A 17,515-nucleotide genomic window follows, 5' to 3' on the forward strand; every position below is an offset into this window, starting at 1 on the left:
TGAAGCTCAATTCCCGTGCCGAACAGTATTGGCCCGAAGGGCCGGATGAGGGGGGTCATAACGGCATTGGCTTCCGGTTGTGAACCCCTCATCCGCCGCTGCGCGGCACCTTCTCCCACAAGGGGAGAAGGGAGGTGTCAACGGCCCTCGCGTCTGCACTTCCAGAGTCAGCCGCTGTATGATGCGGAAACGCTCCGGTTGAACGAGCAGACTCACGGGGAGATGATCTCATGAACCCGAATCACGACCTCGCCGGAGCGTTCACGTTCCCCGGCTCGTCCACCACGGTGAAGCGTCTGGGCTATGGGGCGATGCAGTTGGCGGGCAAGGGCGTCTGGGGGCCGCCGGAGGATGAGGACGCGGCGGTGGATGTGCTGCGCGAGGTGGTCGCGAGCGGCGTCGATCACATCGACACCAGCGACTTCTACGGGCCGCACGTCGTCAACCGGCTCATCCGCAGGGCGCTTCATCCCTATCCGGAGCGACTGACGATCGTCACGAAGGTCGGATTTCGACGGCCGGCGGATCGGTCGTGGCACCCGGCGCACTCGGCCGAGGAGTTGACGTCGGCCGTGCACGACAACCTCCGCAACCTCGGGCTCGACGCCCTCGACGTCGTCAACCTGCGGGTCGGCGACGACGGAGAATCGATCGCCGAGCGGCTGACCGTCCTGGCCGACCTCCAGCGACAAGGGCTGATCCGACACATCGGCCTCAGCAACGTCACCGCCGGGCAGGTTGAGGAAGCCCAGTCGATCGCCGAGATCGTCTGCGTGCAGAACCTCTACAACGTCGCCAACCGCCGCGACGACGCGCTCATCGACGACCTGGCTGCGAAGGGAATCGCGTACGTCCCCTTCTTCCCGCTCGGCGGCTTCACGCCGCTCCAGTCGTCGGCCCTCGATTCGGCATCGGCGTCGCTGGGAGCGACGCCGATGCAGGTCGCCCTGGCCTGGCTGCTGCAGCGCTCGCCCAACATCCTGCTCATCCCGGGGACGAAGTCGCTCGGCCACCTGCGAGAGAACCTGGCCGCCGCCAGCCTGCGCCTCACGGAGGAGACGGTCGCGGAACTTGACGCCATCGCCGCGAAGACCGGATGAGCGGGATCGCTCAGGAGTCGCCCTGAAGAAGGCACGGCCTTCCCGTCGCCGCCTCGACGGCCTGACGGCATTCCTCGGCGATCTGATCCGCCTTCGCCGGGTCCATCACGCCCTCGACGACAAGCTTGATTCCCGGATGGCTCAGGTCGACGCCGATCGGAACGCCGTCCACGAGGAACCGCTCGTTGGGCCTCCATTTGCCGAAATCCCAGTCCTCGTCGAACGGCGTCTCGACGTCCTCGTAGGCGAAACTCCGAGGACGTATGCATCCGGGATCGATGGAGATGCTCCACTTCTCAATCTTCGGCGGCTCCTCGCAGGCTTCCTCTTCGTCGCTCGAGCAACAGCCGAGAGGACCAAAATCCCTCATGAACGACTTACCCCCGGCGTCACGGATCAAGAACTGCCGCCACCCTCGATTCGTCAGGCGCGTCCAGAGCCCCGTGAGGGGGTCGTAGGCGAACTCGTCGAAGTTGAAGAGGATCGGCAGGTCGTCCTGCGGCGGGAGCCATTCGCCGTCGGCTATGGTGATGCGGCCGTCGGGGCCGAGCGTCGCCGAATGGCTGTGGATCCAGCCCGGCGATTCGCCGTGGGAGGGAAGCTCGACGATCCGGTAGTCGCGCAGGTCGAGGGCGAACACCGGCGTCGCGCCCGGTCGGCGGTCCTCCTCATAGCCAAGGCTGCCGATGATGATCACGCGATCGCCGAGAAGGGTGGCGGAATGGAAATCCGTGGGCGGAAAGACGTCTCGCGGGTAGCCGTAGATCTCGACGGAACCGTCCAGGTCGAGGATCACGACGTCGTTATAGATGCAGAAGTCGGGGTCGTACCCGTCCTCGTGTTCGCCGGCGATGCAGATCATCCGCCCGTCGGGATGCGGCGTCCGGCTCGCGCCCATCCGCTCGAAGTTCCAGATGGGCCCCTTGGAATAGTCGCCCTCCTGGCCGAAGTGCCGGCGGACCTGGTAGGGAGACCGGATCAGGTCCCCGCTCTCAGACCATTCCCGCAGGCGGCTCTCCTCCTGGTTGCGGATGATCCACTCCCAGAACGCGAGCCTCATACGCTCGGGATTCGCGCCGCCGAACCGTCGGCCGCGCTGCTGCTCGAAGACGTCGAGCGAGATCTCCATGCGGGCTTCCTCCGGCGACGGGCGAATCGGCGACCGTCTTGCTCAGACTTCTCGCGAGCCTCCCAGGTTCGGGCCGACGCCTCAGGATTCGACACGATCGTTGAGGGCCTCGATGCGACGGTCCGGGATCAGCCAGATCAGCGCGACGGCGGCGTAACAGCCGATGGCGAGCCACGGGTTGACGAAGGAGATCGCCACGCCGACGGCGTAGACGAGGAGCGAAACCTTCCCCTTCGCATCCTCGCCGACGGCGCGCTTGAGGCGCGACCCCTCCCCCTCGGCCCGGATGATGGCGGCCTGGAGCAAGGTGTAGGCGATCGCGGCGAGGAACAGGACCACGCCGTAAAGCGACGCCGGCAGCGCGGCGAACTCGCTGGCAGCCAGCCAGCTCGTGGCGAACGGGAAGAGCGAGAGCCAGAACATCAGATGCAGGTTCGCCCACAGCACCAGGCCGTCGATCCGGTCGGTCGCCTGGAGCATGTGGTGGTGGTTGTTCCAGTAGATCCCCAGGTAGACGAAGCTCAGCGAGTACGTGAAGAGCGTCGGCGCCACCGACAGGAGCGCGGGCAGGTCGGACCCCTTCGGGGCCTTGACGTCGAAGACCATGATCGTGATCAGGATGGCGATCACGCCGTCGCTGAAGGCTTCCAGCCGTCCCTTGCCCACGTTCGCCGTCGCATCCTTCCTCTTACACTCGGCGCGGCCAGTAACCGGTCCGGGCGATCGTCGCCAGGACGTAGGCGAGCAGCAGGTTGAATCCGACGAAGCCAACGCCGTGGAGACGGTCGCGATCGTTCACGGCCGCCAGCACCGCCAGCGTGGGACCGATGACGGCCATGACCGCGGCCAGCTTGCGGGCCGTCGGCCCGGCAGGAGGCCGCGTAACGGGGCTCATCGTATCGGAACCTCCAGAGATGCACCGCCCACGAATCGGCCAGCGTCTGCCCTTGAATGCAGCATTCTAGCACAGCCGGCCGCCGGGAATACGAGAAATCTCGAAGTCGCGCGGCTCGGCGCGGGAGTTGCTTCCCGCGTGACGCGGACCCTTTGCCGACCGTCATGGATTCGGGTCGACGATCATAACGGCCTTCCCCCCTGGAGGGGGAAGGTGGCCCGAAGGGCCGGATGAGGGGGACGACCGGCGTCGGACGTGGGTCCGACAGGTTATTCTCAATCCCGCGGCGGTCGTCCCCCTCATCTGACCGCTTCGCGGTCTGTCTTCCCCCTCCAGGGGGGAAGACGGTCTTCGTCGAGGCCAGCCCAGCATGCATGACGGTCAGCCGTTCCGCCTGCCTCTCCGAACGAAATCGTCGCCGTCGTCGAGGACGCCCATCCATGGTCACCCATGATGATCTGGTCGTGAAATCGCTCGGGCCGTGTCGGGTGGATTCGCCGCTCTTGCCGATGCTGGAGAAGCGGCAGCGGAGCTATTACAACGTCGACGAGTCCGACCGCGTGCTGTTCGACGACACGCTGTCGGCGCTGCAGGCGCGCGGGGGGGCGATCGACCAGATCCCGGGCTTTGTGCCGGCCGGGGCTCGGCGGAAGATCTACTTCGACCCAACCAAGAGCCGGGCCGGCATCGTCACCTGCGGCGGCCTCTGCCCGGGGTTCAACGACGTCATCCGGGCGCTGGTGATGGAGCTGCACTTCGCCTACGGGGTGCGGCGGATCCACGGGTTCTGCAACGGCTATCAGGGATTCATCCCCAAATATAAGCGCCCCGTGCTGGAAATGACGCCGCAGTCGGTCAGCCGGATCAACGAGCTGGGGGGGACGATCCTGGGGACCTCGCGGGGCCAGCAAGACCCGGTGGAGATCGTCGACTGCCTGGAGCGGATGGGGATCAACCTGCTCTTCGTCATCGGCGGCGACGGCACGCTCCGGGGCGCCCAGGCGATCAGCCGGGAGGTCGAGGAGCGGGGGTCGAAGATCGCCGTGGTGGGCGTCCCCAAAACGATCGACAACGACATCATGTTCATCGACCAGTCGTTCGGCTTCCAGACCGCCTTCTCGGTGGCCGCCGACGTGATCCGCACCGCCCACGCGGAGGCCAAGGCGTCGCCCAACGGGATCGGGCTGGTGAAGGTGATGGGGAGGCACTCGGGCTTCATCGCCTGCTATGCGTCGCTCGCCCACAACGACGCCAACTTCGTGCTGATCCCCGAGGTCCCGTTCAAGCTCGACGGCCCCGACGGCTTCCTGGCCTCGGTGAAGGCCCGCGTCCGCGACTGCGGCCACGCGGTGGTGGTCGTCGCCGAGGGCGCAGCCCAGGAGTTGATGGGGGGCCACTCGGGCTCGGACGCCTCCGGCAACGCCAAGCTGGGGGACGTCGGCGTGTTCATCCGGAACCAGATCACGGAATCGTTCGCCGCCGACAACATGGAGCTGAACCTCAAGTACTTCGATCCCAGCTACCTCGTCCGAAGCGTGAAGGCCAACCCGTTCGACGCCGTGTACTGCCTGCGACTGGCCCACAACGCCGTCCACGCCGCGATGGCCGGCTACACCGAGGTCGTCGTCAGCCGATGGCACGGCCGGTTCGTCCTGCTCCCCATCCCCCTGGCCGTCCGCGACCGACACACCGTCGACCCCAACGGCGACCTCTGGATGTCCGTCCTGGAATCCACCGGCCAGCCGCAGACCTTCGGGTGAGCATGCTTGCCCCTGGCCCCGGCCCGCCTTAGAATCGCCTCTCTGACGATTGTCGATTCTCGGCGAGGCCCCGCCATGCGGCCGAATCCCTACCGCCGCTTCTCGATCGCCGACGCGATGATCCTGGTGGTCGCCGGCGCTGTCGCCGCGCTCCTCGGCCGATCGATCGCGCCGAGCCTCAAGGAGCCTCCGCCGTCGGGATTCGCCGCGATCTGGCAATACGTGGGCTGGGTGCAACAGGTCGGCACGTGCGCCGCGGTCCCGGGGATGGCGGCGATGATCGCGATCCGACTGCGACGGCCGCGGCCGTCCCGGCTCCGCCTGAGCTTTCAGCCGGGATTCGTCGCCTGCGTGGCCGTGATGGCGTCGCTGCTCCCAGGCCTGGCCTGGTACGCCGGCATCCGCCATCGGCCGGGGTTTCAACGTCCCGGGTTTTTCGATCAGGTCTGGTATTGCGTCACCGAGTGGACCGGCACGGCGGTCCTCGGCGCGTGGATCGCCCTGCTCCTCGCCCGTCGCTGGCGGCCCGAGCCGTCGTGGATCGATCGGACCGGCCGCGCCCTGGGCTTCTACTGGATCGGCCTGCTCGTCCTGTCCTATGGGATCCAGGCGATGCTCGAGCTGCAACGACGAGGATTCCTCCATTGATCGGCCGGACGGTCCTTCGGGCCGCGATCATCCTGGCGGCCGTCGCGCTTGGGAGCGTGCTCATGCGACGGGCCGACGCCGAATTCGAACTCCTCCCATCGAGGCCTTCATCGGCGTGGGAGCATCGATACAGCCGTGTGAGGAACGCCCTGCCCTGGGCCGGCGTGGCAGCCACGCTCGGCGCGGCGGGCCTGGTCGCCGCCGACCCCCGATCGCGACGCCGCCCCTGGTCCGCCGGCGCGATCACCGTCGCCACGGCGGCGTTCACGGCGGCGGTCGTCATCGCCTCTTACATCCTGACGTTCCCGCCGGCTTTCCGAGCCAATCGCGATTTCATCAACCTGGGGGATCAACTAGGGACCAGGGTCCCCGGCGCCGTGATCGGCGTGTGGGTCGCCCTGCTCCTGGCCCCTCGGCGAAGACGCCGCGCGCCGATGGAACTCGCGGGCCTGCTGGTCGGCGGGATCTGGATGCTGGACGTCGTCCTGTTGATCCTCTACGGAGTCATCTTCGGCTGACGGCTCGTCCCGGTCGGTCTCAGAAAGCGACGGGGAAAACCCGCAAGCTGGGCCTGGCGGTCTCGGCGTCGGTGGAGATCAACTCCAGGCCGCCGGCTCCGAAGGAGTAGGTCTCGTCGACGTAGTCGTTCACGAAAGAATGGCGAAGGGAGTAGGAACACAGGTACGGCGAGAACCGGACGGTGATCAATCGGCCGCCGGGGACTTCCTCGATCTTCTGGACGACGCCCCACCAACCGACCGGGAACGTCCAGCCGAAGTACGGGAGCCAGGCGAAGTGCAGCGCCCGCGAGGCCGGCTGGGGATCGCTGTCGCGCATCGCCATGGCGAAGGCCGCCACAACCTCCAGGGTCGCGTCGTCCGCCTTCGGATCCAGCCAGATGCGCGTACCCTTGTAGGGCGGCGGGGTCGGATCCTCGGGGATCGGCATGAGATCCCGGGGGATGCCGAAATGCGCCGTCTTTTTCTTCCGCCATTGTTCGAGTTCCGCCGCGCGCCGGAGCCGCTCGCGGTCTCGCTCCTCCTTCTGGCGCTTCCAGTCGGGGGACCCCATCTCGTAGCTGTAGCGGGCTTCGGTCGTGCCGGGTAACGGGGGAATCGCGATCCTCCGCCATCCGTTGGTCGACGTCTGAAAGCCGATGCCCGTTGAGGTCCAGGGTACCGGCCAGGAGTCGGGCGCCGGTTCGTCTGCCCGGCCGACCGTCGTCCCCAGGACCGCCAGCGTCGCACCGATCGCGAGCCGAACTCCCTTCCGCATGGCGCATCCTCCCGCCGGCCTCCGGGTCCAAACCGCCGCAAGGCGAGATTCAACCCGAGGGAACAGGTTCGTGCAAGGCCTTCCGTCGTCCTCGCAACGCCCGGGCGCCCACGAGCAGGACCGTGAACGCTATCCGTCGCGCGGAAGGGCGGCGGGCCCGCCGCCTCAGATTCGCGAGCGCGCCAGGCGGGCCTTCTCGCGACGGGCGGCGTCTCGGGCCTCCCGCTCTTCTTCGAGGGAGCGACTGAGCCGACGAGTCGCCGAGACGCTCGCCAGCAGAGTGAACCACACGCCGTTCAGGACCAGGAAACGGTCGAGCTGATCCTGAGCCTCTTTGTTGGTCATCAGCCGGCGCTGCTGCCACTTGAAATCCAGGGCTTCCAGAAGCGGAAACGTCATCGAACTCGACGACCTGGTTCCTGATCCCGGCAACGACGGCGGAGGCCGATTCGCATTCGCGGGAGGAGTCGCCTGCGAAATCCATTTGGGGACGCCCACATACTGGAGCGGCCCGACGAGCGAATCCGGCAGGCTGGGGTCCAGGGCCCAGGTGAAGACGGCGAAGGCGATCGCCGAAGCCGCCAGCCTGGGCTCGCGGAGATACCACACCGCCGCCGCGCCGATGACCACGACCAGGATGATGCCGTCGACCTCGAACGAACGGAACGGAAACGCGTACACGCCGCAGAGCATCGCCATCAGCGGCAGGGCCAGGACGTAAGACCCCATGAGCCCCCGGCCTTCCGGCGACCGTCGCTTCCTCCTCGGGACGCCGAACCCAGCGTGACCGCGCTCCTCCAGCGCCAGGACGAGCGGCGCCCCGGCCCGGCCGCTTCTCGATCGGTCGGGCTCCTCATGCTCGCGACGCCGCTTCCACTCCGCGAGGGCCAGCAGTCCGAGGAACGCCCCGGCGTTCAGGACGACATAGGTGTAGAGCCGGCGCTGGGCGTCGGCCTGCTGCTCCCGGCGGAACTTGACCCACTTTCTAATCTGCTGTTCTCCGAGGGTCGCGCCCTCGGGCGGCTCCGGCGCGGCGACCATGCTCCGCAGCGGGTTCGGTCCGACGGGCGGCCCCAGGTCGAGCCAGCATGTCGCCAGAGCGATGGCCGCCGCCCCAACCGCCAGCCGAGCGTCGCGCAAATACCAAACGGCCGCCGCCCCGATCACCATCATCAGGAACAGGTGATCCGGCCAGAAGTCGCGCTCCGACTGCATCAGCACCAGCACGACCACCAGCGCCAGCATCGGTGCCGCGACCCAGGAAACCATCCTCAATCTTCGTCGCGACTCGCTCATCCCATCCCCCGGCCGGTCCATCAACCATCAGCCGACGTCATGCGATCGCGTCCCGATCAAACGCCCGAACGACTCAGCCGCGGCGGCGCGCGGCGAGCGGCCGCGCGAGCCTCCTTCGCCTCGCTCGCGGCGCGGCGTTTCCGGAGGACGGCGGCCGTCGCCGCCAGGGCTCCGAAGCCCAGGGCGTTCAGGATCAGGAAGCGGTAGAGCTGCTCCTGAGCATCGTCCCGGCTGAGGCTCGCCCGCCGCTTCCACTCAGCGTCGACGAAGGAGAAGTACCCCTCGTGAGTATGCGGCTCCCAATCGTACGTCACTCCGTTCCAGACGGCGATGTACATCGCCGACGGATTCGAGGTCGCCGACGCGACAGCCTTGGCCATCAGGAGGGACGAAGGCGCGCCCATCCATCGCAGGGGGGCCGCGATCGGAAGCGGCATGTCGGGGTCGACGCACCACGTGCAGGCGGCGTAGGCGATCGCCGCCCCGGCCAGTCTGGGCTCGCGGAGATACCACACCGCCGCCGCGGCGATCACCACGACCAGGATGATGCCGTCGACCTCGAACGAACGGAGCGGGAACGCGACCACGCCGAAGATCATCGCCATGAGCGGCAAGGCCAGGATGTACGAGCCCATCAGCCCCCGACGTTCCCTCGAGCGCCTGCGGCTGCTCGCGCCGAACTCTCCATTGACGCCTTCCTCGATCGCCAGGACCGGCAGCGGTTCAACGCCCCGTCGCAGCGACGATCGATCGACCGCCTCACGCAGGGCTCGACGCCGCATCCGCCAGGCGACCGCCAGCAGACCCACGAACCCCAGCGCGTTCAGACCGACGAAAACCACAAGCCGGCGCTGGGCGTCGAGTTGCTGGTCGGCGCGCCACCTGGCCCACGCCTCCTGCCCCGCCGACCTACGGATCGTCAACTCCGAAGGGGCGGCGGGGGGCTCCACCATGGCGGCCAGCGGATCCGGCCCAACCGGCGGACCCAGGTCGAGAAAGCACGTCGCGAGCGCGATCGCCGCCGCGCCGGCGATCAGCCGAGGGTCTCGCAGATACCACGCCGCCGCCGCGCCGAACAGGGCCGTCAGGCAGAGGTGGTCGGGCCAGAAGTCCCGCTCAACTGCATCAGCACCAGCGCGACCATCCCCGCCAGCGCCGGCGCGGCCAGGCAGGAAATCCACCATGATCCTCGTCGTTGAGATTCGCCCATCCCGCCGCTCCGATCACACGCCACGCTCGACGACGAGCCGTGCTCCAACATCCAACTTCAGCAGGACCGAGGCCCAGGTCCGATGCGCAGCCGCCCGAGGCGAGCGAGTTCGCGCTGCCGGGCGGCGACCCACGCCATCTGTTCACTCGTGACGCGATGCTTCCGATGAAGGACCGCCACCGTCGCCAGGGCCCCGAACGCCAGGGAGTTCAGGATCAGGAATCGGTAGAGCTGCTCCTGCGCCTCGTCCCGACTCAGGGCCCCCCGCCGCCGCCATTCGAGGTCGAGCGACTCCATGAGGCTCTGGGCGTTGAACCTGATCAGAGAGTTCGAGGGGCGATTGTTGCGACGAGCCCAGGCCGCGGCCGAATCGCTCGGGACCTCCGCCGTCGTCGCCTTCGCCCACATGACCGAGATCGGCGCCCCCGCCCATCGCAGGGGAGCGGCGATCGGCTCCGGCATGTTGGGGTCGACGCACCAGGTGAGGGCGGCGAACACGACGGCCGCCCCGGCGAGCCCGGCGTCGCGGAGGTACCACACCGCGGCCGTCGCGATGACCACGACCAGGATGAGGCCGTCGACCACGACCGCCCGGCCCGGAAACGCGGCCACCCCGCAGATCATCGCCAGCAGCAAGGGCGCCAGAAGGGACGACCCCATGATCCCCCGACGACCCGACGACGGTCTCCACCGCCGCGCGCCAACTCCCGAGCCGCCCCCCGCCTCGACCGTCCACATGAGTCGGCCAGCCTGTCTGCGTCCGCTTCGTCGACGCACCACCCGCGCGAGCACCGCCGCCATCGCCGATGCCGCGAGGTAGGAGATCCGCCTCAGTCCTCGTCGTCGCGAGTCGCTCATCGCCATCGCCCCGAGCGGGTCGCGGTCCATGAAGAGAACTTCACAACCAACGCGATTGTTTCACTTTGTTTGATTTTAACGCCGACCCACGATCAACCGCCAGAGGACGTTGGCGCTAGCATTCAAACTTTTCGCCGGCGCGACCAGAACGACGAATCAGTCTTAAGGTATCTCAATAAGAGGGGTCGTCGAACGACCGAGGCCCGTCGGAAGGGAGAGGTGGCCTGACGGATGGACGAAACGGTCGAACGAACCCGATTGCGTCGGCGGGGCTTTGCAGCCTGAAATCCAGGGAAAATGCGAGAAAACGGGAGGCGGCGACGTGACGAACGAACCCGAAGGAAGCCGCCGCGAGGGCGCAATCAAAAAGGCGGGCGAGACGTACTGGTTCCTTGACGCCTCGCCCGCCCGGGGAGTGTTTCGAGTTGGGATCGCGAGGGCGGGGCGGGTTCTGGGGTGTCGAGCTTCTGAGCGTTCGGCGGGTGCTTCCCGGCCGGCCAGCCTTCGCGATCGGCTGTATTATGCCACCCCCGATGCGGAACGCAAATGCTCGTCGCGGAATCGTCGGGAATCGGCCGCCAAGCGCCCGCCGCCGCCGCGCGGGGCGGTTGATCCCGGGTCGCTCGCGAGCGTAAACTGCGCCCTGGCCAAGACCTGTGCAACCCTCTCCTCACGAACCGAACGGATGAAGACATCGCCATGAGACGCGCCCGCCCGATGTTCCCGGCAATCGTCGCGACCGCCGCACTCGCCCTCGCCTGCGCAGCGGGCGCCACCTCCACCCTGGCCGAAGAGGGCCCCTGGCCGGTCGCCCGGGCCAAGGCCTGGGGCGAGGCCCACCCCTGGCTCGCCGGCTGCAATTACTGCACCAGCACAGCCATCAATCAACTTGAGATGTGGCAGCCCGAGACCTTCGACCTGCCCACCATCGACCGCGAGCTGGGATGGGCCCACGACCTGGGGTTCAACTCCATGCGGGTCTTCCTGCACGACCTCCCCTACAAGCAGGACCCCGAAGGTTTCCTCAAGCGGATCGACCAGTTCCTGGAGGTCGCCGACCGCCACGGGATCGGCGTGATGCTCGTCCTCTTCGACGGCGTCTGGGACACCGACCCCAAGCTCGGCAAGCAGCGCGACCCCAAGCCCGGCCTGCACAACTCCGGGTGGGTCCAGAGCCCCGGCCGCGCGATCCTGGGCGATCCCTCGCGGCACGACGAGCTGAAGCCGTACGTCGTCGGCGTCGTCTCCCGGTTCAAGGACGACCGCCGCGTCCACGTCTGGGACCTCTTCAACGAGCTGGACAACCCCAACACCAACAGCTACGGCGCCACCGAGCTGAAGGACAAGACCGAGCGCTCCTGGGAATTGCTCAAGAAGGAGATCTCCTGGATCCGCCCGCTCAACCCCAGCCAGCCCCTGACCATGGGCGTCTGGCGGAACAACTACACCGACCCGGCGAAGATCACCCCCATCAACAAGTTCCAGCTTGAGCAGTCGGACGTGATCAGCTTCCACAACTACAACCCGCCCGACAAGATGAAGCACGACGTCGACGCCCTGAAGAAGTACGACCGCCCCGTCCTCTGCACTGAGTACATGGCCCGCCCCAACGGCAGCCGGTTCGACCCGATCCTCGGCTACCTCAAGAAGGAAGGCGTCGGCGCTTACAACTGGGGCTTCATCGACGGCAAGAGCCAGACCATCTTCCCCTGGGACTCCTGGCAGAAGCCCTACCCCGGCGAGCCCCCCGTCTGGTTCCACGACATCCTCCGCCGCGACGGCAAGCCCTACGTTCAGGCCGAGGTGGACTACATCAAGTCGGTCACGGGGGGGAAGAAGTAAACGCATCGATCGAACCGGCACTCGAAAGCCCCTCGGCCGACCCTTCGTCCCCTCTCCCGCCGGGAGAGGGTGGCCCGAAGGGCCGGGTGAGGGTCGTCGGACTTGCAGGCTTGGCAATGGGGGCAAGAACATCTTCCCCCCTGGAGGGGGAAGACAGACCGCGAAGCGGTTAGATGAGGGGGACGACCGGCGGCGGGTTGAAGCAAGTCGCCAGGCTCGAAGGCTTCTGGATCTCCACCCCTCATCCGCCCCTTCGGGGCACCTTCCCCTCAAGGGGGGAAGGCCGTTACGGTCCCGGATTTAATCTGACACGTTCTCTGATATCCCACGACTCTCACCCGCCGCTGCGCGACCGTCCTCTCCCACCCACCCGGAGCCCCGACCGATGAGACGCATCTTGATCCTCCTCTCGGTCCTCCTGGCGGCAGCCCCCCTGCTCCGGGCGTCGGCCGCGCCGGCGGCGGGTTCGCCGGAGGCGGTGGTGGAGAAGGCGTTCGACGCCCTGTACCACAATCGGATCCCGGAGTTCATCCAGGCGTTGCACCCCGACGCGCTGAAGGAGTTTCGCTCATCCATCCTGGAACTCCTGGACCTCGTCGCCAAGAAGGGGCACCCGGAGATCCTGACGGAGGCGTTCCAGGGGGTTGCCAACGCGGAGGAGCTGAAGAAACTCGACGCGGCGGCGATGCTGACGGCGAGGTTCGCCAACCTGACGTCCTCGCCTCGCGTCAAGATGTCGTGGGAATCCACGAAGGTTGAGGCCGTCGGCAGCGTCCTGGACGGACAGGACAGGGCGTACGTCGTCTGCCGATCGAAGACGACGATCGGCGACGTGATGATCCAGCGCTTCAGCGTCGTCGCCGCCCGCAAGAGCGGGGAAGACTGGAAGATGTCAATGCCCGACGAGTTCACCGGGGAACTGGCCCTGATGAAGCAGAGCGTCGCCGAGGTCCCCAAGCCGCCCAACTTCGCCGCGACGAAGTTTGAGCCGCTGGGCCACGTCATGGACGGCAAGGACGCGGCGATGGTCGTCTACCGCATGGAGACCCCGGTGGGCGAGACCTCCCTCACGCGGATCAACGTCCTGAGATCCACCCCCGACGATCCCGAGTGGGCCAACGTCCTGAAGGACGAGAAGGCCGCCACGCTGGAGCTTCTCAAGCGGAAGGTCCCACTCCCTCAGGCGTCGGACGCCCGATAGGCCGCTCTGAGCGCGACCGTCCCACCACGACCAGGTTCTAGCGGAGTCTCGGACGATGAAGCGAATCATAATCCTCCTGACCGTCTCGCTGGCGACGCCGCAGATGCACCTCGCCGCCGCCGCCGACGGATCGCCCCGAGAGGCGATCGAGAAGGCCCTCGACGCCATGAATCACGGCCGCACGTCCGAGTTCGTGCAGGCCGTGCATCCGGACGACTTGAAGGAGTTTCGCGCCAGCGTGCTCGACGTTGTGAACCTGGCCGTCGAGAACGGGCAGGCGGAAGAGGTCCTGGCCGTATTTCATGGCGTGAAGAACGCCGACGAGCTGAAGAAGCTCGACGCGGCGGCGATGTTCACCGCGATGATCTCCAAGGTGACGTCAGACCCCGAAGCCAGGCAGGTTCTCGCGGGCATGCGGGTCGAGGTCATCGGCACCCTACCAGCCGGCAAGGACAAGGCGTACGTCGTCTACCGAACGAAGATGCAGATTGGCGACACGGCGATCGAACGCCTCACGACGACCGGCGTCCGCAAGAGCGGAGACGACTGGAAGATGCTGCTGGACGACGTCGCCGGCGAGATGGCCGTCCTCAAGGCGCGCCTCGCCGATGACTCCAAGCTGCCGGACGTCGCCGCGACGAGGTTCGAACCGCTGGGGCACGTGATGGACGGCAAGGACGCGGCGATGGTCGTCTATCGCATGGAGACGCCGATGGGCGACGTCGTCCTCGCCAAGATGGGCGTCGTGAAAGCCGCGCCCAGCGACCCCCAGTGGACCGCGGTCCTGAAGGACGAGAAGGGGCCCGTTCAGGAACTCATCAAGTCGAAGAGCCCCCTGCCCCGACTCCCCCGTCCCGAATGAGCCGTCATGAGCGTTGAAATCCGCCCGCTCGCCGACGCCGACCTCCCCGCGCTCTCGGGCTTCCTCACGGCCGGCTTCCACACGCCGCCGGACGCCGAGTTCGCCTCGGTCGACGTCCTGCGCTGGAAGTATCTGGAATCGCAGGGGGACGCCTCCGAGCCTGCGCCGCGGAGCCACGTGGCCGTCGACGCCGGGGCGATCGTCGGTCACGTCGGCTACGTCCCCTCGGCGTTCGTCGGACCGGGGATGAGCCGGGCCGTCCCTACGCTGCACATGATCGACTGGCTGGGATCGGCGGGTCATCGGTCGGTCGGCGCCAGCCTGATGCGGCGGGCGCACGAGACGGCGCCCGTTCAGTTCGGCCTGGGGGGAAGCGACGCCGGCCGCGCGGTCATCAAACGGGGCGGCTACGAGCCGATGCCCCCGATCTTCGTCTTCGATCGGATCCTCCACCCGCTCCGCTGGCTCCGCGCCGGCGGCTCCTCGCCCCGAGGCGTGGCGCGGACGGCCCGCGACCTCGCCCGAAGGTTGATCAACCCCGTCCGCTCCACGAACCTCGACCTGATGCTGGAGCCAGTCTCATCCTTCGGTCCCGAAGTCGCCGAGATCGTCCGGGGCGGCTCGCAGTCGGCCCTGATCGCCGTCCGCAGGCCGGAGCGGCTGAACTACCTGCTGCGATACCCGCGCCTCCGACCGATGGGATATCTCATTCGCGACGAGGACCGCCGCCCCCGGGGCTTTGCGATCCTCGCCGCGATCCCCCGCGAAGGCGGCCGGGTCACCCTTGGGCGGATCGTCGACCTCCTGCTGGACGACGCCTCCCCCGACCTCTGGCACGCCTCCCTGCTCCTCCTCTCGCGCGAGCTGGCCCGCCTCGGCGCCCACGTCGCCCAGGCGTTCGCCTCGCCCCCCTGGACGATCGAAGCCCTCCGCCGCGCCGGCTACGTCCAGCGCCACCCGTTGGAGTTCCAGCTCCGCGACCGCGACAGGCTCATCCCCCGCGAACATCCCTTTTATGTAACGCCGATCGAAGCGGATTATGCGTTCACATAACTGAATTTCTCCACAACCCTCGCAGGCTGGCAAAGCTGTAGCAATCTGGTACGATGTCCACCCGACGACGAGTGTCCGACGAAGAGGAGCGAGACGGTGATGGGATCGGATCGCGACGGGACCGACGGGCCGGCCATCCGCGCGGTCGAGGTCCGCAAGGTTTACGGGACGAAGGCGGCGCAGGTCGAGGCGCTGCGGGGGGTCTCGCTGGAGGTCGCGCGCGGCGAGCGGGTGGCCTTGCTGGGGAAGTCGGGGTCGGGGAAGTCGACCTTGCTGAACCTGCTGGGGGGCCTGGACCGGCCCAGTTCGGGCGAGTTGAGCGTCGGAGGCCATGACCTCCACGGGCTCTCCGGGCGTGAGATGGCCCGGTTCCGGTCGACGACGGTCGGCATCATCTTTCAGTCGTTCAACCTGATCGCCTCGCGGTCGGCCGTGGAGAACGTCGAGCTGCCGATGGTCTTCGCCGGCCGATCGCCCCGCGACCGGCGGTCCGCCGCGCGCGGGGCGCTGGAGGCCGTCGGGCTCGGGGGGCGGCTGACGCATCGGCCGAGCCAGATGAGCGGCGGCGAGAGCCAGCGGGTCGCCGTCGCGCGGGCGCTGGTGAACCGGCCCCGGATCGTCCTGGCCGACGAGCCGACGGGCAACCTGGACAGCCAGACGGCGCGGCAGGTCATGGCCCTGATCATCGATCACGTCCGCGAACACGACGCCACCCTCGTGCTGGTCACCCATGACGAGGAGTTGGCCGCGACCTGCACCGACCGGATCGTCCGACTGTCCGACGGCCGGCTCGCGGCGGGGGAAGCTTGATCGGGAGTTGATGGAGGATCGCCTCGTGCGCTGGATCGACCTGCTGCGGTTTCCCCTCGTCTCGCTGGGCCAGCACAAGCTGCGGACGTCCCTGACGACCCTGGGCGTCGTCTTCGGCGCGTTCGTGCTCGCCGCCAGCCTGTCGATCGATGAAGGGGTGCAGCGGACCATCGAGCGCGAGGCCGGCAAGGGGGACGTCGCGCGCAAGGTGACGGTCTCTTCGGGGTGGCGGCCGGCCAAAACCAAGAAGCCGGAGGAGGTGAAGGTCGCCGGGCGGATGTCCCAGGGTCGCCGCGATCGCATCCACAAGGTCTTGACCGAGAGGGCCCGCCAGGGCGGTTCCGACCAGGAGCAGGTCAAGCTGACCCAGGAGCGGCTGGCGGAGCTTTCGCGGCTCCCCCACGTCCGCCAGATGGTCCCGATCGTCGGCGGCCGGGTCGTCGCGACGCTGGGCAACCGGCCCGAGGAGGCGGGCGTCTCGTCCGGCGCCGGCGAGGATCCCGAGTTCCCCAAGCGGATCGTTGCCGGCCGGGCTTTCCGATCGGAAGACGAGCGGTCGGTCCTGCTCTCCGAGATGTTCGCGCATCGGATCGGCCTGGTCGACGACGCGGATCTGGAGCAGGTCGTCGGCAGGCCGTTGCGGCTCGAGATCCGCAGCCAGGAGGCCGGGCCGACCTTCAACGTCTCGCTCGCCGATCGGTCGCGGTCCGGAGGCGGTCGGGACGAGCAGCTAGCGCTCCGCCAACTCGCCTGGCAGCTCCCGGGGGCGCTCGACAAGTTCAGCCTGACCGATGCGGAGCGCACCACCCTGAAGGCGGCGATCCAGAGTGAGCCGGCGAAGGCCGATTCGGACGTCGTCGTCGAGGACTTCCAGGTCGTCGGGATCTTCCGCGAGATGACCGACGAGGAGAAGAAGGAGGCCTGGAGCCAGTTCCCCGCCGACACGGACCTGGTCCTCCCCCGGCGGACGGCGGTCGACTTCGCCTTCCGCTCCCCCGCGTATCACGAGGACGGTCTCCCGCGGGTCGTACTGTTCGTCGACGACATGAAGAACGTCAAGGAGGTCGAAGGCCAGGTCGCGGCCCTCGGCCTGAACGGCCGCTCGGCCCACGACTTCATCGAGCGCCAGCGGCTGACCTACCTGCTCGTCTTCGGCGGGATGACCTGCGTGGCCGCGGTGGCCCTGCTCGTCGCCTCGCTGGGGATCGCCAACACGATGCTGATGAGCGTGTTGGAGCGCCGTCGCGAGATCGGCATCATGAAGGCCGTCGGCGCGACGAACTGGCAGCTCCAATCCCTCTTCGTCATCGAAGGCGCCCTGATCGGCCTGGTCGGCGGGACGCTCGGTCTGCTGCTGGCCTGGTCGATCTCCTACCCGGGCGACGCCTGGGTCCGCTCGATGGTCCACCGCGACATGAACATGGACCTCTCGGGCTCGATCTTCGCCTTCCCCAACTGGCTCGCCTGGACCGTCCTCCTCTTCACCGTCGGCGTGACCATCGCCGCGGCGCTGTATCCTTCAAGACGCGCGGCGAAGGTCGACCCGGTTACGGCGCTGAGGCATGATTGAGAGGGT

The 17,515-nt window shown here is 67.7% G+C and carries 17 protein-coding genes; 10 read left to right on the forward strand and 7 right to left on the reverse strand.

The window, feature by feature from the left end; genetic code table 11:
* The first annotated feature begins 230 nt into the window (after positions 1–230).
* The gene (locus tag G5C50_RS28730) at positions 231–1,100 is read left to right on the forward strand and encodes an oxidoreductase (protein ID WP_165074653.1); all 870 of its coding nucleotides are present in this window, start codon (positions 231–233) and stop codon (positions 1,098–1,100) included.
* Positions 1,101–1,110: 10 nt separating this feature from the next.
* Here G5C50_RS28730 and G5C50_RS28735 read toward each other — a convergent pair whose 3' ends face one another.
* The 3 genes from G5C50_RS28735 to G5C50_RS28745 all read right to left on the reverse strand — a co-directional run bounded on the left by G5C50_RS28735 (position 1,111) and on the right by G5C50_RS28745 (position 3,124).
* Positions 1,111–2,229 carry a Kelch repeat-containing protein gene (locus tag G5C50_RS28735; RefSeq protein ID WP_165074655.1) on the reverse strand — a complete coding sequence of 373 codons (1,119 nt, stop codon included), beginning with the start codon at positions 2,227–2,229 and terminating at the stop codon, positions 1,111–1,113.
* An 81-nt stretch (positions 2,230–2,310) separates the two neighbouring features.
* Entirely contained in the window at positions 2,311–2,895 is a 585-nt protein-coding gene (locus G5C50_RS28740; protein ID WP_165074657.1) for a TMEM175 family protein, read from the reverse strand.
* 22 nt (positions 2,896–2,917) lie between these two features.
* Positions 2,918–3,124 carry a hypothetical protein gene (locus tag G5C50_RS28745; RefSeq protein ID WP_165074659.1) on the reverse strand — a complete coding sequence of 69 codons (207 nt, stop codon included), beginning with the start codon at positions 3,122–3,124 and terminating at the stop codon, positions 2,918–2,920.
* 440 nt (positions 3,125–3,564) lie between these two features.
* Here G5C50_RS28745 and G5C50_RS28750 point away from each other — a divergent pair, with 440 nt between their 5' ends.
* The 3 genes from G5C50_RS28750 (at position 3,565) to G5C50_RS28760 (ending at position 6,050) form a co-directional block, all read left to right on the forward strand.
* Positions 3,565–4,884 carry an ATP-dependent 6-phosphofructokinase gene (locus tag G5C50_RS28750; protein WP_165074661.1) on the forward strand — a complete coding sequence of 440 codons (1,320 nt, stop codon included), beginning with the start codon at positions 3,565–3,567 and terminating at the stop codon, positions 4,882–4,884.
* 75 nt (positions 4,885–4,959) lie between these two features.
* Positions 4,960–5,532, forward strand: coding sequence for a hypothetical protein (locus tag G5C50_RS28755; protein ID WP_165074663.1), 573 nt, complete (start codon positions 4,960–4,962; stop codon positions 5,530–5,532).
* Positions 5,529–6,050: a hypothetical protein gene (locus G5C50_RS28760; protein WP_165074665.1), complete on the forward strand. Its 522-nt coding sequence runs from the start codon at positions 5,529–5,531 to the stop codon at positions 6,048–6,050. The genes G5C50_RS28755 and G5C50_RS28760 overlap by 4 nt, the downstream gene beginning before the upstream one ends.
* A 19-nt stretch (positions 6,051–6,069) precedes the next feature.
* Here G5C50_RS28760 and G5C50_RS28765 read toward each other — a convergent pair whose 3' ends face one another.
* The 4 genes from G5C50_RS28765 to G5C50_RS28780 all read right to left on the reverse strand — a co-directional run bounded on the left by G5C50_RS28765 (position 6,070) and on the right by G5C50_RS28780 (position 10,201).
* A complete protein-coding gene (locus tag G5C50_RS28765; protein ID WP_165074667.1) occupies positions 6,070–6,807 on the reverse strand; it encodes a hypothetical protein in 738 nt (245 codons plus the stop codon).
* A gap of 165 nt (positions 6,808–6,972) precedes the next feature.
* Entirely contained in the window at positions 6,973–8,076 is a 1,104-nt protein-coding gene (locus G5C50_RS28770) for a hypothetical protein (protein ID WP_165074669.1), read from the reverse strand.
* Between the two features lie 83 nt (positions 8,077–8,159).
* Positions 8,160–9,284: a hypothetical protein gene (locus tag G5C50_RS28775; RefSeq protein WP_206107900.1), complete on the reverse strand. Its 1,125-nt coding sequence runs from the start codon at positions 9,282–9,284 to the stop codon at positions 8,160–8,162.
* Positions 9,285–9,370: 86 nt separating this feature from the next.
* Entirely contained in the window at positions 9,371–10,201 is an 831-nt protein-coding gene (locus G5C50_RS28780) for a hypothetical protein (RefSeq protein WP_165074673.1), read from the reverse strand.
* A 669-nt stretch (positions 10,202–10,870) separates the two neighbouring features.
* On the opposite strand from G5C50_RS28780, the gene G5C50_RS28785 reads away from it, so the two are divergent.
* From G5C50_RS28785 to G5C50_RS28810, 6 genes are all read left to right on the forward strand, one after another.
* Positions 10,871–12,013 carry a glycoside hydrolase 5 family protein gene (locus G5C50_RS28785; protein WP_165074675.1) on the forward strand — a complete coding sequence of 381 codons (1,143 nt, stop codon included), beginning with the start codon at positions 10,871–10,873 and terminating at the stop codon, positions 12,011–12,013.
* Positions 12,014–12,398: 385 nt separating this feature from the next.
* On the forward strand, positions 12,399–13,214 hold the full coding sequence (locus tag G5C50_RS28790) for a hypothetical protein (protein ID WP_165074677.1): 816 nt from the start codon (positions 12,399–12,401) through the stop codon (positions 13,212–13,214).
* Positions 13,215–13,269: 55 nt separating this feature from the next.
* Positions 13,270–14,076, forward strand: coding sequence for a hypothetical protein (locus G5C50_RS28795; protein ID WP_165074679.1), 807 nt, complete (start codon positions 13,270–13,272; stop codon positions 14,074–14,076).
* A 6-nt stretch (positions 14,077–14,082) separates the two neighbouring features.
* Complete coding sequence (locus G5C50_RS28800; protein ID WP_165074681.1) at positions 14,083–15,129, forward strand: putative GNAT family N-acetyltransferase; 1,047 nt, start codon at positions 14,083–14,085, stop codon at positions 15,127–15,129.
* A 99-nt stretch (positions 15,130–15,228) separates the two neighbouring features.
* Entirely contained in the window at positions 15,229–15,939 is a 711-nt protein-coding gene (locus G5C50_RS28805) for an ABC transporter ATP-binding protein (RefSeq protein WP_165074683.1), read from the forward strand.
* 25 nt (positions 15,940–15,964) lie between these two features.
* A complete protein-coding gene (locus G5C50_RS28810; RefSeq protein ID WP_165074684.1) occupies positions 15,965–17,509 on the forward strand; it encodes an ABC transporter permease in 1,545 nt (514 codons plus the stop codon).
* Positions 17,510–17,515 lie beyond the last annotated feature (6 nt).

Origin of the sequence: Paludisphaera rhizosphaerae, assembly GCF_011065895.1 — a bacterium.
GTDB lineage: Bacteria > Planctomycetota > Planctomycetia > Isosphaerales > Isosphaeraceae > Paludisphaera > Paludisphaera rhizosphaerae.

Excerpts from the sequence above, each read along its gene's own strand:
- G5C50_RS28730 (WP_165074653.1), top strand. The coding sequence starts at position 231 with ATGAACCCGAATCACGACCTCGCCGGAGCGTTCACGTTCCCCGGCTCG.
- G5C50_RS28735 (WP_165074655.1), bottom strand. The coding sequence starts at position 2,229 with ATGGAGATCTCGCTCGACGTCTTCGAGCAGCAGCGCGGCCGACGGTTC.
- G5C50_RS28745 (WP_165074659.1), bottom strand. The coding sequence starts at position 3,124 with ATGAGCCCCGTTACGCGGCCTCCTGCCGGGCCGACGGCCCGCAAGCTG.
- G5C50_RS28750 (WP_165074661.1), top strand. The coding sequence starts at position 3,565 with ATGGTCACCCATGATGATCTGGTCGTGAAATCGCTCGGGCCGTGTCGG.
- G5C50_RS28755 (WP_165074663.1), top strand. The coding sequence starts at position 4,960 with ATGCGGCCGAATCCCTACCGCCGCTTCTCGATCGCCGACGCGATGATC.
- G5C50_RS28765 (WP_165074667.1), bottom strand. The coding sequence starts at position 6,807 with ATGCGGAAGGGAGTTCGGCTCGCGATCGGTGCGACGCTGGCGGTCCTG.
- G5C50_RS28770 (WP_165074669.1), bottom strand. The coding sequence starts at position 8,076 with ATGGTTTCCTGGGTCGCGGCACCGATGCTGGCGCTGGTGGTCGTGCTG.
- G5C50_RS28780 (WP_165074673.1), bottom strand. The coding sequence starts at position 10,201 with ATGGACCGCGACCCGCTCGGGGCGATGGCGATGAGCGACTCGCGACGA.
- G5C50_RS28785 (WP_165074675.1), top strand. The coding sequence starts at position 10,871 with ATGAGACGCGCCCGCCCGATGTTCCCGGCAATCGTCGCGACCGCCGCA.
- G5C50_RS28790 (WP_165074677.1), top strand. The coding sequence starts at position 12,399 with ATGAGACGCATCTTGATCCTCCTCTCGGTCCTCCTGGCGGCAGCCCCC.
- G5C50_RS28795 (WP_165074679.1), top strand. The coding sequence starts at position 13,270 with ATGAAGCGAATCATAATCCTCCTGACCGTCTCGCTGGCGACGCCGCAG.
- G5C50_RS28800 (WP_165074681.1), top strand. The coding sequence starts at position 14,083 with ATGAGCGTTGAAATCCGCCCGCTCGCCGACGCCGACCTCCCCGCGCTC.
- G5C50_RS28805 (WP_165074683.1), top strand. The coding sequence starts at position 15,229 with ATGGGATCGGATCGCGACGGGACCGACGGGCCGGCCATCCGCGCGGTC.